A 16,639-nucleotide genomic window follows, 5' to 3' on the forward strand; every position below is an offset into this window, starting at 1 on the left:
CTCATAAGGATTGCTGTTTGAAAAGGAAATCACCATGGAACTGTTCTTTGGAATCGTCGTTGTCATCATGACGCTGGCCATTCACTTTCTGTCCCGCATACCTGAAGAGCCCAGCCTCGAACTGACGGACGGCAAGGCCCGCCTCACGGCCACCGAAGCCTCTGAGCTCAACCGAATATTTGTCCTGCAAGGCAGCGCGCCCGATCTCGCCATGCAACTGGCCGCGCCGTTGTGGGGCGACGCCTGGCAACTCGCCCACGCCTCTCTCTGTGCACGACTCATGCGGCAAAATCGCGAAAAAGAGGCCCTGGAACTGCTCTGGAAACTTGACTCCACCCACCGCGAGCAAGCCCTGCAGACGACGATCCAGGAACTGGTGAACAAAGGCGACAACGACAAGGCTCTGCAGGTGCAAAAGCGCTTCGACATCGACTGTTCCAGTTCACCGCTGACGCACGCCACGCTGCTACTGGCCGAAGGCAAAGTGGCAGATGCCCGTGCAGCGCTGGATACACTGGATGTGAACCTGCAACTGGACGAGGCACAACTGCTGCAACTTGCCCGCTTACGACAGGCGTGTGAGCAACCAGAGCAGGCCGACGCCGCCTTGACCATGGCCGAGACACAGCTAGACCACAACGACGAACCCAGCTTCTACTGGCGCCCACTGCTGCAAACACTGGCCGAGCTGCAGCGCCACCCACGCCTGTTGCAACTTGCCCAACGCAGTGACCTGCCCAGACACGAGATCGTGGAGATTCTGGCTGCCCACGGGCAATACGACGATACTCTGGAGCTGCTGGCTGCCACGGAAAAGACCTACCTGATCGACGCTGCGCAACTCTTCGAGCATTTCATCGCAGCCCAGCGACCCGAGCTGATGCAGCGTCTGCTTGCAACAGCCAAGGACAACCTGGCGGCACAACTGCTGCAGTGCCATATCAGTTGGCACGTGCAGCGTGGCGATATCCCCCAGGCCCAACAACTGCTGGATCGAGAAATGCAGCATCTGCATGCCGCGCTCCAGCACTGGCTGCTGCTGAGCCTTGCCGAAGAACACGCGCCAAGCGACTCATCATGGGTAACCAGCCTGCAACGCCAAGCCGAACGCGTACTCGTCGGTGAACAAGGCAAGGCCTCATGGCCCGGTATGCGTCTGCATCATTTGCAGTACCTGCTACGTGAACAGGCAAGGCGCACCCCCGATCAACGCGATAGCTGGTCGGTGCGTAACTTTCTCGAAGAAGCAGAGCGGCTGCACGCCCAACTCGACCCCGAGAACAGCCTGAGCGAACGTATCGTGCATAGCCAGTTGCTAGGCCAATTAGGCGAGCGCCAAGCCGCCAACAATCTGCTGCGACAACTACGCGAGCAACTAACTGCAGGCGAAGACATCGACGCAGAAGAGGCGCCGTACTACTACAACGAACTCGTGCAAGCCCTGATCGACATGGGCGAGCTCGAACAGGCCAGAGAGATGCTGGCGCTGAATCTTGCCGAAGACCATATGAGCCAGGTACTGATGGCGGCCTATATCGATACTGGCCGACTGGAAGACGCGCTCGCCTGTATCGACCTGCACCCCCTGATTGGCAACAGCACCTCCAACCTACAACGCCTGCACCAATCCATCGCGACACTGAAGGAGATGGAGCCGCAACGCTCTCAACATCTGCACGAGCGCCTGCTGGAGCGCCTGAAAGACAACAGCGTCTGGGGCAACTGGGGGCAAATTCACACCTAGCTGGAAACGCCAGCGCACAGAGCGCTGGCTGGTTCAGGGCACCCCTTCAATTGGCGGCGTAGCGCGCCCAGAGTTCCTCGAACTCACGGCTGTAGGCCGCCACCAGTTGCGGGTGGTCGATTACCAGCAGGTTTTCCTCGTTGCTGGTGCTGGCACTGCGCGTCCAGTTGAAGCTGCCATTGAGCAGCAGGCGACCGTCGAACAGGGCGAATTTGTGGTGCATGTGATAAGGCCCGGCGTCGATGCGCAGCGGCACGCCCTTGTCGCGCAGCCACTGAATGTCGCTGCCGACATCGAACTGTTTTTCGTTGTCGCTGATAACCCGCACGGCGATACCGCGCTCATGGCAGGCCAGCACCTCTTCACTGAGCTGATCGTCGGAGATGGTGTAGACGCAGATTTCCACGCTCTTGCGCGCCTGGCGGCACAGCTCGCGAATCTTGCGCCGGCAACTCTCGCCGGGGCTGAAGTGGGCCGTGGCATATTCCACACGCGGTGCACTGCCGACGCTGTCGAGGGTCTTGATCACCTGCTCCAGCCATTTCAGCACCGGCTCGACGTTCTCCGGCTCACGCATCAGCTCACGGGCCAGGGCGAAGGCGCGATTGCGCATAAAGCGCACCTGATCGCTGCTCAGCTCGCTACCCAGTTGGCGCAGCTCGTCGCGTTCCTCGTTACTCAGGCGCAGATCGGCCAGACTGTCACGCAGTTGCTGATCGAGGCGGTTGAAGTCCATGGAAAATCCTTTTTATCGATGATTGCGGCGAGGGCGAGACAAGGCGGCATAGAGAACGCCACAAAAAGCCCCCGCCAGGTGGTATTCGAAGGAGACGCCGGCACGCGGCAGCAGGCCGAAGAACCAGCCGCCATAGAGAAAGAACACCAGCACCGCCAGCAACAGGTCGAGCAGGCTGCGTTCGAACCAGGCCCGCGCCAAGAGCAGCCCCCAGAAACCGAACAGCCAGCCACTGGCGCCGACGTGCAGGCCGGTACGACCGAATAGCCAGACCAGCGCACCGCTGCCGAGGATGATGAAGGCGCTGGCGTAGAAGAAATCGCGCCGCGAGCGCAGCAGCACCAAGCTGCCAAGCACCAGCAAGCCGCTGAGGTTGCTCAGCAGGTGCGCCCAACTGCCATGCAGCCAGGGCGCGAGAAGAATGCCGGGCAGCGCCTCGATATGCCGAGGCAGCAAGCCCCAGGCGTTCAAGGCGCCGCCCAGGGCGCTGTTGGCCAGTTGTATCAGCAGCATCGCGCCGCTGATAAACAGCAGCGGACGCAGCTCAACCAGCCAGCCTCGCCTCACGGCGCCTCGTCATCACTGCGCTGCTCCTGGCCGAGCAGCGTGCCGAGGTCACGCAGTTGCGTGGAGATTTCCAGCATGCGGTTGTGGGTGCGCAAATCGATGTCGATTTTCTTGTCCATCGCCCTGATCAGCGGCAGGAAGCTGTTTTCCAGCGTATCGGCCAGGCTTTCCAGCAGTTTCTGCGTGCCCGGCTGCGGTGGCGCCACCACTTCCACCTGCGGGTGCAGCTTGCCAAGGTTATTCAGCCCCTCAAGCAGTTGAGTCCACGGGATGCTCGGCGTCTCGCTGGCCGGTTTAGCGGTGGCGCCCAGGCCGCGCACGCTTTCCACCAGATCATTGAGCTGCGCCACCACACGGCCACCGACATCGCTGTCGCTGCCGCCCATGGCCTTGTTGCGCATGAAGTCGCGCTTGATCTGCGCCCAGCGCTCGGCCTGTTCGGGCGTCTGGTTGCCGCGCAGTTCGGCGAGCTTGAGCAGGTTCTCTTCGGCGCCGGTGGTGAGCAGTTGCGACTCGCCCTGGTAGTGGTCGGCGATCAGTTGCAGCAGCTCGGCGTCGTTCATCACCGCGCTGATCTTCTCGGCCATCTTGTTCATGTTGCGATAGCTGCCCTGCAGCTTGAACGGCGGCTCGGTGCGGTAGCTGTCGGCCTGCGCGGCGCTGACGATGTACTGCTGGTTGACCCGGCCAACCACGTCGCGCACCTGCATCAGACGCTGCAGGGTGGCGCTGATCTCGTTGATCTCGGCGGCGCTGTAGGTGTGGCTCAACTCGTTGGCAGAGAACGGCTTGCCCTCGGCCTTGGCGACGAAGCGGTAGACATCGGCCATGTCGCGAGTGGCCAGCGGCGCCAGCACCGGGTTGGAGGTCAGGCTGTTCTCGATGTAGCTCAGCGCGAAGGCTTCCTGCATGCCGCCCAGGGTGTCGCCGAGGTTGTAGATGTCGGCGCGGTTGGCGAGCATGTCGGGGATCTTGAACACGTCGCCGGATTCGGTGTACGGGTTGCCGCTCATCACTACGCAGAACTTCTTGCCGCGCATGTCGTAGGTCTTGGTCTTGCCCTTCCACACGCCTTCGATGCGCCGCGTGCCGTCGCACAGCGAGATGAACTTCTGCAGGAACTCGGGGTGGGTGTGCTGGATGTCGTCGACATAGAGCATCACGTTGTTGCCCATCTCCAGCGCCAGGTTGAGCTTTTCCAGCTCCTGGCGTGAGGTGGCGTCCGGCGCCTGCGCCGGGTCGATGGAGCGCACCTCGTGACCCAGCGCCGGGCCGTTGACCTTCATGAAGATCAGGCCGAGGCGGTGCGCCACGTATTCCATCAGCGTGGTCTTGCCGTAGCCGGGCGGCGAAATCAGCATCAGCAGGCCCATCAGGTCGGTGCGCTTGTTCTCCCCGGCGGTGCCCATCTGCTTGGCCAGGTTGTCGCCGATAAAGCCCAGGTACACATCGTTGATCAGCTTGTTGCGCACGAAGGACGACAAGGGCCGTGGCTTGAATTCGCTCAGGCGCAGTGCATCGCGCTCGCGGTTGATGACCTCCTGACGCAGCGCCTGGTAGCGCGAAAGCTGCGGCACGAAATGATCCAGATGCTGGCGCAGACGGGCGAAGTAGTCGTCGATGGCCAGGAGCAGGGTGCCATCCTGCACACGCGGATGATCGCCAAGCAGGCCGCTGACGGAAAAACGCAGATCGACCTCGGTGAAACGCCGCGGGAAGTCGTCATCCAGCAGGCTGACCGCAATCGCTTCGGGCACGTAGTCGGCCAGCTCGGCCATGGCGGCGTCCTGCGCGCACAGGCCGTCGAACCAGGTCTGTGCCAGCGACCAGCGCTGCAGCGGGCGACCCCGCAGGTTGTCCAGCGCGGCGCGGTAGTCGTCCCAGACATGGCTGGCCTGCATGCGCTGCTGCAGGGTGTCGAGCAGTTGCCGGGCGTACTTGCTGAAGCTGAATTCGATGGGCTTGGCCGCCAGCTCCTCGACCAGATAGGCCGCTGCCGCCTGGCGCTGCGCAGTATCCACAGGCAGCGGATGCTGGCCCAGGAAGCGCAGCATGGCGGCATCGATCTCTTCGCGCAGGCGCTGCACGCCGTCCTCGCTGCCGAACAACTGGCGCAGGTGCAGGCTGCTGCGCGCGCGCTGCGGCCACAGCTCGGCCTCGATGTCCTGCCCCCAGCGATTCCAGAACAGCGCGGCGAAGCCCCGCGCCATCGGTGCGTAACGCAGCAGCCCGGCGCTTTCGCGCAGCGGCAGCAATTGCGTGAGGATCAACGCCGCGTCGTGGTCGTGGATGCCCTTCTCATAGGCATCCTTGTAGCGCGGTGCGGCGAAGTCGCGGATCAAGCGGCTCAGGGTTTCCGGCTGCGCCAGGTGGGTCTTGAGCAGATCCAGGCTCAGGCCTTCGCGGCCCGCCACGGCGGCATCGAGCACCAGACCGGCGAGGTATTCGGCGCGGTACAGCGAGGGCGATTCGGACTCCAGCGATACCTGCCAGTAGTCACGCAGGCCTTCGAGGGTCTCGTCGCGCAGCGGTTCGAGGAAATCGGTGCCGGTCAGGTGCAGGTACAGCGCATCGCCGCGCGGCATCAGGGTCAGGTCGAGTTCCTGGGTGTTGACGCTGAAGCGGTGACGCGGGCCGAGCTTGATGACGTTGCCGCCCTCTTCGAACAGCTCGCTCTTGTCGCGCAGGGCGCGCACCGCCTGGTCGCGGGCCGCCTTGAGGCGCGCCTCGACGTCATCGGCCTTGACGCTGTCTTTCAGCTCGCGCAGGCGCTCGGCCATCTCGCGCAGTTTGAGGATCAGCGGGTCGGCAGCGAAGAAGGCGTTGAGCTCCTCCATCTGGCTCAGACGCGCGGTGCGTCGGCCCAGGCTATCGAGGATGCGCTGAGCGGCGTCGAGCACGCCCTGGGCGCGGCGCTGGCGGTCGTCGAGCAGGCTCTGCTTGTGCGACTCGAAGGTCTCCAGCAGCTCTTCACGCTTGCCGAGAATATCGCTGAGGAACTGTTCGTGGTCACCGAACTGGCTTTCCAGCTCTTCGAGCTGCACCAGCAGGCGCGACAGCTGCTCGTCGCACTTCTCCGGATCCTGCGCCAGCGCCAGGGCGTTGGTAATGCCCTGGCTGAACAGTTTGAACTGGGCGCCGAACTGCGCCACGGTCTCGGCCGAGCCCAGGCCCTTGCGCCGCTGTTCGGCACGCGCCTTGGCCTGGTTGAGGTGGGCGTAGACCTCGGAAATCGACTCGACAATGGCGGTGCGCTGAGTGGCATCGTCGATTTTCAGCGAGGCCATCAGGCTCGACAGCATGTCGAGGTTGCCGGCCATGACCTGCATCTCGGCCAGCGGCTCGTTCAACTGGGTGACGGTCTCGGCCTTCTGCGCCAGGCCATCCAGCTCCCCCAGGCGCTGCACGTAGGGTTGCAGTGCGGCGTCGCTGGCAAGGAAAGCGGAGGTGGCCGTGGCCACCCGCTCCTGAGCTTGCAGCAGCTCGGCTTCCATGGCGTCGATGCGCGCCACGTCGATGTAGCGATAATCGCGGATGGTCAGCAGTTGGCCGCGTTGCGCGTTGATGGCACCCAGCGCCTCGACGAAGTGCTGCACCTCGTCCCAGCTGTCGACCAGCAGGCCGGAAAGCAGGCTCTTGTGCTGCGTCTCGGCCTCAGCCATGGCGCGGGCCGATTGCTGACGGATGCTCTCGACCTTCTCGAACTCATCGAGCACCAGCTCGGAGGTGGCCGCCACCTCACGCAGCAGCGGCGCCAGCTCGGCGCATTGAGCGTCACCCAGCCAGTGGTACACATCGAACAGACGGCGGGTGTTCTGGCACAGCTGGGTATAGCGCGCCACCGACACTTCGCGGCTGTCGATCTCGCGACTCAGGCCCAACAGGTCGGACACGCCGCGCACCAGCTCGGCGTTGCCGATACGCCCGAAGAAGCCGCTGCGCGCCGGCTGGCGGGCAGCATGGTCGTCGCTCTCGAACGGCGTCTGCCAGATCTGCATCGGGTGGATACGGGTCGGCTCGCTGCCCTCGGCGGAGAAGATCACCATGCGCCCGTCTTCCAGGCGCGCATAACCGTGGCCGAAGATCGGGTTATGCAGCTGGCGGTTGATCATGTTGTAGGTAAACAGCGCCGCGCGGCCTTCTTCCGGGTGATAGAAGATGTACTGCACGTCCTCGCCGTTGGGCGAGCGCACCGAGCGCTTGAAGCGCATGCCGCCCATGGGCTGCTCGAAGGTCTTGTACTCGCCGCTCTGCAGGTAGTAACCACCGGGGAAGATGATGCCGTGGTCTTCCGGCAACTGCACGCAGGCCAGGCCGATGGCATCGATGCGCTCGACCTGATTGGTCAGGCTGTTGAATACCAGATAGCGCCACTGCTCCTCGCGGTACGGCAGCACCTTGAGCAGGATCAGGCTGCCCAGGCGGGCGTATTCGATCTGCGCGTCATCGAGCGACTGGGTCTTGTCCACCACCGGCTCACGGTAGATGCCCAGGCCATCCTGGGTGTTGTTCTCGACCTTGATGGTCAGGTCGCCACCCACGGTCTCGACGAATACGGTGTCGAGGATGTTCATGTGCGGATGGCGACCCATGACCACCATCTCGCGGGAAGTCTTCTGCCATTCGAAGTCGAACGGCGCCGGCAGCGCAATATCGCGCTCGCCGCGGTTGTCGATGTAGCGCACTTCGCGCCCATCGACCGAGATCGACCAGCGGAACACGCGGATATCGGTGATCCGTTCGCCGATCTGGAAACTCGCCAGCAGCTTGCCGTCACGAATGGCCAGCTGCAGCAGGCGGGTGTTCTTGTAGTAGGTGTACAGCTCGTTGAAATCGGCGACGAAACTGGCCTGGGCCAGGAAGCTGCCGTCCAGCGGCACCGGCTCGGCGTCATAGCCTTCGGCGCCCTCGACCAGGCGGTAGAGGGAGAACACGTCGGCGACGCTGGTTTCCTTCTTCAGCCCGAGGAACACGTTGTAGCCGAACAGCAGGCAGTCACCGACCTGGACGATATCGCGGGCGATGCAGTTGTTCTCGGTGCGGATGCGAACCCGACCGATGGCCTCCATGGCACTGCTGCCGAACTCGGCCAGGCGCTGGCCGTTGAGCGCTTCGGTCAGCGCGCGCAGGCGCTGGCCCTGCTCCTGCAGGCGCTTGTGCAGCACCTCGTAGGCGCCGCCTTCGGCGACGGCCTTGTCCAATACGTCCTGTGTTTGTGCGTCCGACATCGTGTTCTTCCTGGATATTCGGCATCGAGCACCCTCGCCCGCTCAGCAGGACAAGGGGTCTGGAAAATGCGTGGGAGGTTCGCGGCTAAAGCCCCTCCCACAGGGCTCGGCATGCTGTGGCCGGTAGGGTGGACAGCGCTCTTTTTGTCCACCGCTCGTGTCGCCAGTGGTGGGCAAAAATTGCGTTGTCCACTTAGTGGGCTGAAGCCCACCCTACGGGCAGGTCACTCAGGCCTGCTCGGAGCCGGCGTTCGGCGCGACCACCGGTGCGGCAGGCGCGGCCTTGCCAGCCAGCAGACGGGCGATCACGTCCTGTACCACCGGGCTCTTGCCGACGACACCCTCGATAGCCTTGCCCACCGACAGCGACTTGGCGAAGGAGTTGAAGAAGTCGCCCTCGCCGCCGACGATCTCGATTTTCGCCTTGGCCATGGCTGCGGCCAGCACTTCGGCCTGATCCTTGGCGATGTCCTTGTTCGCGGCGATGGCGGCCATGGCCTCCTCGAAGCTCTTCTCCAGTTGCATGCGGAACTCTTCGTGGGCGCGCGCAGCATCGCTGAGCGAGTCCAGCGCACCGAACTTCTTGCCCAAGCCTTCGGCTTCGGCGCTCAGACGCTCCAGCAGGATCGAGGCTTCGGCCGAACCCTGCTCCTTGGTCGCCTTGGCCTTGGCCAGCCCCAGTTGCTCTTCGCCGCGCGCCTGGGCGCTGAGTTTCTCTTCCAGCACCTTGGCTTCGGCCAGGCCGTCTTTCTCCTTGGCGGCTGCCTGGGCTTCGAGGATGCGCGCCTCGGCCAGGCCTTTTTCCTGCTCACCCTTGGCTTCGGCAATCAGGCGCTCGGCCTGCACGCGAGCATCGGCCAGGCCTTCCTTCTCCTTGGCGGCGGCGGTGACTTCACGCACCTTGGCATCGGCCAGACCGGGCGCAGCACGCTCGGCTTCGATGCCTTCGGCCAGTTTCTTCTTGGCCTCGGCGCTCTTGGCTGCAGCTTCCAGCTCGGCCTGGGCCAGGTTGTTGATCTCGACGGCTTTGTGCTTGGAGCGAGTCTCGTCGGCTTCGGCCTGCTTGACCTGACGCACCAGTTCCTGCTCGGCTTCGGCCTGGGCGTTGAGCACGGCGACCTGCTTGAGGCGCTCGGCTTCGGAGACTTCGCGCACTTCCTTGATGCGTTCTTCTTCCTGGGCCACGGTCTTCTCGACCGCCACGCGCTCGCGGATCACCCCGGCGATGTTCTTGCGCTCTTCTTCCAGCGCCTTTTCCTTCTCGATGCGCTGCAGTTCCACTTCGCGTTCGCGAGCGACCACTTCCAGATCCTTGGCTCGGGTGACCTTCTCCACCTCGATGACCACGGCACGCTGGCGATTCTGCTGCGCCACTTCCACTTCGCGCTGATGATTTTCGGCGCGGATGTCCAGCTCCTGCTGGGTCTGGATGCGCGCCTGCTCGGCCTTCAGGCGCTCTTCCTCGCGCACCTTGAGGGTTTCCGCCTGCTCGCGGGCCTGGATGGTTTCGATTTCGCGCTTCTGCCGCGCCTCGGCATCAGCCTGCTGGCGCTCCAGGGCCAGGGTGGCTTCGCGGGTCTCGACGTTCTTCTTCTTGATCGCCAGCTCTTCGTTGCGCTCCAGCTCGTTGGTGATGACGTTCTGTGCAGCGGTCAGCTCGGTGATTTTGCGGATACCCTCGGCGTCGAGGATGTTGCTCGGATCCAGCGACACCTTGGAGGTCTGCTCCAGGTAGTCGATGGCCACGTCTTCCAGCACGTAACCGTTGAGATCGTTGCCAATCACCTCGACGATGCGGTCACGGAAGTCCTGGCGATTCTCGAACAACTGGACGAAGTCAAACTGCTTGCCGACGGTCTTCAGCGCCTCGGAGAACTTGGCATTGAACAGCTCGTTGACCGCCGCGCGGTCGGAGGCGCGATCCACGCCGATGGCCTTGGCCACCTTGAGCACGTCTTCCTGGGTCTCGTTGACGCGCAGGTAGAAGGCCACGGTGATGTCAGCGCGCAGGTTATCACGGCAGATCAGGCCGTCCTTGGCGCGGCGGTCGACTTCCAGGGTGATCAGGGAGATCTTCATGAACTCCTTGAGGTGAATCACCGGATACACCAAGGATCCGGTGAAATGCACCTTGGGCGTCGAGCTCATATCGTTGACGATCAACGCGGTGCCCTGCGGAACCTTGATGTAGAAGGCCTTGAACAGGGCGATCAGGGCGATCACGAAGAGGACGACCAGCCCGGCCCCGACGATGAAGGGGATGAGGTTTTCCATTACAGCTTCACTCCTTTGCTAATTGTGCAGGCAGGTTCGCCAATGCCTAGGCTGCCAGCGCTCTGTTACCTACGGATTTTCGGCTAGACGCCACGGAACTCTTCTTCAGTGATGATGCGATAGGCATGCTCGGCCGCCAGGTACTCCAGCAGCACCACACGGTCGCCACGCTTGAAGCCCAGCGCCTCGTCGGCGCGCACGCGTAGGATCAACCCGGCGCCACCGTCTTCCAGCACCGCCTCGCCATGGCTGGCCGTGACACGCCCGCTGCGCACCACCGCCACCTGGCCCAGCACAGATTTGCTGCTGATCGCCTCGACCTTGTGGAACAACGGGCGCAACGGCCGGCAGATCGCCGCGCACAACGGCGCTGCCACGACGAAGGCGCAAGCGAGAACCACCAACCCCAGCGGGTAGCGCAGAATGCCCAACGGCAGATGGCGCAAAAGCCACAGTTCGATGAAGTAGCAGATGAACCAGGCGAAGAAGAACAGCAGCGTCAGCACCAGGGTGACCGGCACGCCATCCAGCTTGAGCTTGTAGAGCAGGCCGGCGAGGCCCTCGGTCTGGCCGCTGCCTTCCATCACCGAGTCGGCCTCGATGTCGAGCAGGTCGACCTCGAGCAGGCCGGCGGCGACTACCAGCCAATAAATGACCGCCACGCACAGCAGGAAGCTGTAGATGGCGGTGGGGAATGACAGCGACGTCTGCAGGAAGAGTTCCATTTTTTCCTTTCCCGAACCAGGGAAACGGGGCGCGAAGGCCCCGTGTTTTTCACACCAGGGTCAAGCCTTGGATTTGTCCTTCAGGCGCGCCAGCACGCTGTCGGCACTGGCGTTGTCAGCCTTGATGCCGGCGGCACGCAGTTTGGCCTCTAGCGAATCGTCCGGCGCGCTGGTGGCGGCCAGCTCGGCCGAAGCCTCCATCTGTGCCGCACGCTCGGCCTGCTTCTGCTTGATGCGTTCGAGCGACTCAACCGCCGTCTGCAGCTTGGCTTGCGAGCCACCGTAGCGCTGGGCCACGGCCATCTGCGCCTTCTGCACGCTCTCGGTGGCCTTGACCGTATCCACCTGCTGCTTGAGACGCTTGATGTTGCCCTCGGCCTGGGTCACGGCCTTGCGCAATTGCGCCACGCTGGCAGCGAAACCTTCGGCTTGCTCGCGCTCGCTGGCCTGTTCGATTTCCAGATTGGCAATCTTCTCGGCCACTTCCTTGGCCAAGGTTTCGTTGCCCGCTTCCAGCGCCTTGAGCGCGTACTGCTCGTACTCGGCGATGCTCGCCGCGCTCTTGCTCACCTTGTCGCTGGCCAGCTTGTGCTTGGCCATGATCTCGGCCAGCGCTTCCTTGGACTTGCGCAGCTCGACGTCGGCGTCGCGGATTTCCTGATCGAGGATGCGCAGGGCCTGGCTATCGACCACCGCCTCACCCATTTCATTGGCGCCACCACGCAGCGCCGTCAGCAATTTGCTCCAGACATTCATCGTCCTATCTCCTCTCAGGCGCCAGACTTGAGGAAGCCTTCGTAGGCTTCGGTGGCCTTGATCACGTTGTCCGCCAGCAGCTCGATCTCGAACACCACGTCGGACAGGCTCGAATAGGCACTCAGCGCACCGAACATGGTGTAGCAGTCGCGCCCGTCAGCCGTTCTTTCCAGGCCGATGGACGACAGCGGGAACAGCTTGTGGGTGCGCAACACTTCTTCGTTGAAGGCAGCGGCATCTTTCACGTCCGCCGCCGGCCAGAGCAGCGCCTCGACGATGATCTGCTCGCCGAATACGGCGACGAACAGTGGCAGATCACCGTATTCGCGCATGGTGATGTGTAGGCTGGCGTCGGCGCCCTCGATCAGCTCGATGCCAGCCTGGCCGTTCTGGAACAGTTCCGTTGCCACCAGGGCTTCATGCAGCCCCTTGGCAGTCCAAACCTGAGGCATGTTCATACCCTCCTCCTTCTCCATCGAAGCCAGCAGCGACTGTGGCTGGCGCAGTTTTCGCTCGAACGCGAGCAGAAGCGGCGCGTGCTCGGGCAAGATCCAGACTTCCTTCTTCACCAGCCCCTGCTCACGCAGGCGCTGACGATAAAGACGCTGGTAATGGGCTGATGATTTGCTGTCCATGACGTGCAGACTAGTTTCTTACATGTAATCCGTAAAGCAATCACATGTGATAAATGTGACGCCGTTCGTCAGATAGCCGCGCAGGCAACACCCCGAGAGCAAAGCGCCGACATGATGAAAAGATAAGGAGAAAGGGAGCAGAGAAACTCATCCATGATTCGACCAGAACGCTTCCATTCGCGAGGTGACGAATTAAACCGCAGCAGCCAGGGCATCGCACGCAAAAAAACGCTAACCACGTCGCAGTTATGACAGCACCAAACCCACCGAAAAGACGCAGCAACGCCTATAAGCCAAACCTGCATGCCGCATAAACAAAACCGGCGCCACTAGGGCGCCGGTTTGATCGAGGCGGAAAACCTCAAAGCGGCTTGCCACGATTGCCGTGAGCCGCAACGAACTGCTGCACGGTCTTCAGATCGTTGGCCAACACCGTGCAGCGCTCCTCGCGCTGGAACAGATCAGTCAGGTGCACCGGCAGCGCCGGAACGGCGTCGATGCCGGCCTTCTCCACCGCCTCGGGGAATTTGACCGGATGCGCGGTACCCAGCACCACCATCGGCGTAGCCAGGCTGCGACGGCACTCACGCGCGGCGCGCACGCCGATGGCAGTGTGCGGATCGAGCAGCTCGCCGCACTCCTTGTATACCTCGGTGATGGTTTCGCAGGTCTGCTCGTCATTTACCGCCAGCGAATCGAACAGCTTGCGCGCCTCGACCCAGCGATCTTCCTCGACGCTGAAGCCGCCACCTTGCTTGAAGGTATCCATCAAGCCGGCGATAGCCGCGCCATTACGCCCGTGCAGGTCGAACAGCAGGCGCTCGAAGTTGGACGAGACCATGATGTCCATGGACGGCGACAAGGTCGGGTGCAGGGTTTCTTTCACATACTGATTGCCGCTCATGAAGCGGTGCAGGATGTCGTTGCGGTTGGTGGCGACGATCAGTTGGCTGACCGGCAGGCCCATGTTACGCGCCAGGTAACCGGCGAAGATGTCGCCGAAGTTGCCGGTCGGCACCGAGAAGGCGATGGAACGCGCCGGCCCGCCGAGCTGCAGCGCGGCGTGGAAGTAGTAGACGATCTGGGCCATGATCCGCGCCCAGTTGATCGAGTTGACCGCGACAAGACGGGTGCCCTTGAGGAAGCCCTGGTCGGCGAAGCTGGCCTTGACCATCTCCTGGCAGTCATCGAAGTTGCCTTCGATGGCGATGTTGTGGATGTTCTCGCCGAGGATAGTGGTCATCTGCCGGCGCTGCACCTCGGACACGCGGTTGTGCGGGTGCATGATGAAGATATCGACGTTGTCGCAGGCCTTGCAGCCTTCGATGGCCGCCGAGCCGGTGTCACCGGAAGTAGCGCCCATGATCACCACGCGCTCGCCGCGCTTGGCCAGCACATGATCGAGCAGGCGGCCGAGCAGTTGCAGGGCGAAGTCCTTGAACGCCAGGGTCGGGCCGTGGAACAGCTCCAGCACCCACTCGTTGCCGTTCAGTTGACGCAGTGGCGCGACGGCGTTGTGCTCGAACACCCCGTAGGTTTCTTCGAGGATTTTCTTGAAATCGGCATCGGCGATGGAGCCGGCAACGAACGGGCGCATTACCCGGAAGGCCAGCTCGTGATACGGCAAGCCTGCCCAGGAAGCGATTTCCTCGACGGTGAAGCGCGGCAGATTCTCCGGCACGTAGAGGCCGCCATCGCTGGCCAGGCCAGCCAGCAGCACGTCTTCGAAATTCAGGGCCGGCGCCTGGCCACGGGTACTGATATAGCGCATGGGATAAACCTTCGTTCTGCAGCATCCGCAGGGCGAAACCTGCGGATGGACACGGGATTAGTTGAGCTGTTCGACGCGCAGACGCATGACCGGCGAGGTCACGCCATCCAGCGCTTCCATGGCGGCAATGGCCTCGATGATACGCGCCTCGACCACGCGATGGGTCACGAGGATCATCGGCACCAAGCCGTCTTGCTCCTCGGCTTCCTTCTGCATGATCGACTCGATGTTGATGCCACGCTCGGAGAGGATGCTCGCCACCTGGGCCAGCACGCCCGGATGATCCTTGGCCTGGATACGCAGGTAGTAAGCACTCTCGCTCTGTTCGATAGGCAGAATCGGGTGATCGGACAGCGCATCCGGCTGGAAGGCTAGGTGCGGCACGCGATTGGTCGGGTCGGAGGTCAATACACGCACCACGTCCACCAGGTCAGCCACCACCGCAGAGGCAGTCGGCTCCATGCCTGCGCCAGCACCGTAGTACAGGGTGCTACCAACCGCATCGCCATTGACCATCACCGCGTTCATCACGCCGTTGACGTTGGCGATCAGACGGTCGGCCGGAATCAGCGTCGGGTGCACGCGCAGCTCGATGCCGGCCTCAGTGCGACGAGCCACACCCAGGTGCTTGATGCGATAGCCCAGCGCCTCGGCGTAGTTCACATCGGCCGTGGTCAGCTTGGTGATGCCTTCGGTATAGGCCTTGTCGAACTGCAGCGGGATGCCGAAGGCGATGGACGCCAGGATGGTCAGCTTGTGCGCGGCATCGATGCCTTCGACGTCGAACGTCGGATCAGCCTCGGCGTAACCCAGTGCCTGCGCTTCCTTGAGCACATCCTCGAAGGCACGACCCTTCTCGCGCATCTCGGTGAGGATGAAGTTGCCGGTGCCGTTGATGATGCCGGCCAACCAGTTGATACGGTTGGCCGCAAGACCCTCGCGGATCGCCTTGATCACCGGGATACCGCCGGCCACAGCGGCTTCGAAGGCGACAATGACGCCCTTCTCGCGCGCCTTGGCGAAGATCTCGTTACCGTGCACGGCGATCAGCGCCTTGTTAGCGGTGACCACATGCTTGCCATTCTCGATGGCCTTGAGCACCAGCTCCTTGGCCAGGGTGTAGCCGCCGATCAGCTCGATGACAATGTCGATCTCGGGGTTGTTGACCAACTCGAACACATCGCTGGTCATGGCAATGCCGGTGGTGTCGTACTGCGGCTTGGGCGAACGAATGGCGATCTGAGCGATCTCGATGCCGCGACCGGCGCGCCGAGTAATCTCCTCGGCATTGCGCTTGAGTACATTCAACGTACCGCCACCGACGGTGCCCAACCCACAGATGCCCACTTTCACCGGCTTCACACTCAACTCCCCATCAGCGCTGCACGAAACGGCCGGAGCATGCCCCGGCCGCAGAAAAGAGCCGCACATTACGAAGCGGCTGTTTGTTAGTCAATCCAAGGATCAATTGTTGGATTCGAGCGCAATCTCGGCCAACTGCGGCGCGGGCTGGTAGCCCGGAATCATCTTGCCATTAGCGAGAACAATTGAAGGCGTGCCATTGACGCCAATCATCCGCCCCAACTCGTATTGCTTGGCGACCGGATTGTCGCAATCGGCCTCTGGCACATCCTGACGGGTCTTAGCGAGATTCATCGCTGCCTGGCGATCCTTGGCGCACCAGACGCTGGCCAACTCCTTGGCTGCCGGGCTGTTAAGCCCCTGGCGCGGGAAGGCCACGTAACGCACCTCGACACCAAGACGATTAAGCTCCGGCACCTCACTGTGCAGCTTCTGGCAATAGCCACAGTCGGTATCAGTAAACACAGTGATATGCGTCTTGGGTTCTTTAGGCGCGAAAACCACCATTTCCTGAGCAGGAATAGCGTTGATTTCCTTGGCGACCGAGCGACTCTCCTCCATCTCGGTCAAGTTGAGCGCCTTGCCATCCTTGACCTGAAACAGATACCCCTGAATCAGAAACTGACCGTCGGCGCTGGTATAGAGCTGACGCCCACCTTTGAGCTGAACCTGAAAGATGCCCGTCATCGGGCTCTCGGCGATAGCCTCGATCGGCAAATCAGCATCCAATGACTTCAAACTTTGACGAATGGCCTGATCCGGGTCGGCGGCCAGGCTGATACTGCTACCCCATGCCAAAGCCAGGGCGACGGAAAGACGAATTGGGGACATGGATACTCCT

The 16,639-nt window shown here is 62.5% G+C and carries 11 protein-coding genes; 1 reads left to right on the plus strand and 10 read right to left on the minus strand.

Translation table 11 applies throughout. From position 1 onward, the window contains the following. The first annotated feature begins 34 nt into the window (after window positions 1–34). Window positions 35–1,744, plus strand: a complete 1,710-nt coding sequence (locus AERO9A_RS18520; RefSeq protein ID WP_159973386.1) for a hypothetical protein — start codon at window positions 35–37, stop codon at window positions 1,742–1,744. Between the two features lie 46 nt (window positions 1,745–1,790). Here AERO9A_RS18520 and AERO9A_RS18525 read toward each other — a convergent pair whose 3' ends face one another. The 10 genes from AERO9A_RS18525 to AERO9A_RS18570 all read right to left on the minus strand — a co-directional run bounded on the left by AERO9A_RS18525 (window position 1,791) and on the right by AERO9A_RS18570 (window position 16,629). Then, window positions 1,791–2,480: a phospholipase D-like domain-containing protein gene (locus AERO9A_RS18525; protein WP_159973387.1), complete on the minus strand. Its 690-nt coding sequence runs from the start codon at window positions 2,478–2,480 to the stop codon at window positions 1,791–1,793. Between the two features lie 12 nt (window positions 2,481–2,492). Continuing rightward, complete coding sequence (locus tag AERO9A_RS18530) at window positions 2,493–3,047, minus strand: rhomboid family intramembrane serine protease (RefSeq protein WP_159973388.1); 555 nt, start codon at window positions 3,045–3,047, stop codon at window positions 2,493–2,495. Next, window positions 3,044–8,275: a DNA repair ATPase gene (locus AERO9A_RS18535; protein ID WP_159973389.1), complete on the minus strand. Its 5,232-nt coding sequence runs from the start codon at window positions 8,273–8,275 to the stop codon at window positions 3,044–3,046. The genes AERO9A_RS18530 and AERO9A_RS18535 overlap by 4 nt, the downstream gene beginning before the upstream one ends. Before the next feature lie 228 nt (window positions 8,276–8,503). Next, window positions 8,504–10,549, minus strand: a complete 2,046-nt coding sequence (locus AERO9A_RS18540; RefSeq protein WP_159973390.1) for a flotillin family protein — start codon at window positions 10,547–10,549, stop codon at window positions 8,504–8,506. A gap of 83 nt (window positions 10,550–10,632) precedes the next feature. After that, complete coding sequence (locus AERO9A_RS18545) at window positions 10,633–11,274, minus strand: OB-fold-containig protein (protein WP_159973391.1); 642 nt, start codon at window positions 11,272–11,274, stop codon at window positions 10,633–10,635. A gap of 60 nt (window positions 11,275–11,334) precedes the next feature. Then, on the minus strand, window positions 11,335–12,030 hold the full coding sequence (locus tag AERO9A_RS18550; protein ID WP_159973392.1) for a PspA/IM30 family protein: 696 nt from the start codon (window positions 12,028–12,030) through the stop codon (window positions 11,335–11,337). Window positions 12,031–12,044: 14 nt separating this feature from the next. Continuing rightward, window positions 12,045–12,665, minus strand: coding sequence for a YjfI family protein (locus AERO9A_RS18555; protein ID WP_159973393.1), 621 nt, complete (start codon window positions 12,663–12,665; stop codon window positions 12,045–12,047). Window positions 12,666–13,026: 361 nt separating this feature from the next. Further along, complete coding sequence (gene thrC / locus AERO9A_RS18560) at window positions 13,027–14,436, minus strand: threonine synthase (RefSeq protein WP_159973394.1); 1,410 nt, start codon at window positions 14,434–14,436, stop codon at window positions 13,027–13,029. Window positions 14,437–14,493: 57 nt separating this feature from the next. After that, window positions 14,494–15,798 (minus strand): homoserine dehydrogenase, encoded by a 1,305-nt coding sequence (locus tag AERO9A_RS18565; protein ID WP_159973395.1) that lies wholly within the window; start codon window positions 15,796–15,798, stop codon window positions 14,494–14,496. Between the two features lie 102 nt (window positions 15,799–15,900). Next, window positions 15,901–16,629 (minus strand): thioredoxin fold domain-containing protein, encoded by a 729-nt coding sequence (locus AERO9A_RS18570; protein ID WP_159973396.1) that lies wholly within the window; start codon window positions 16,627–16,629, stop codon window positions 15,901–15,903. Between the last annotated feature and the right edge of the window lie 10 nt (window positions 16,630–16,639).

The sequence above is a fragment of the Pseudomonas sp. 8Z genome, assembly GCF_902506535.1.
Classification (GTDB): domain Bacteria; phylum Pseudomonadota; class Gammaproteobacteria; order Pseudomonadales; family Pseudomonadaceae; genus Aquipseudomonas.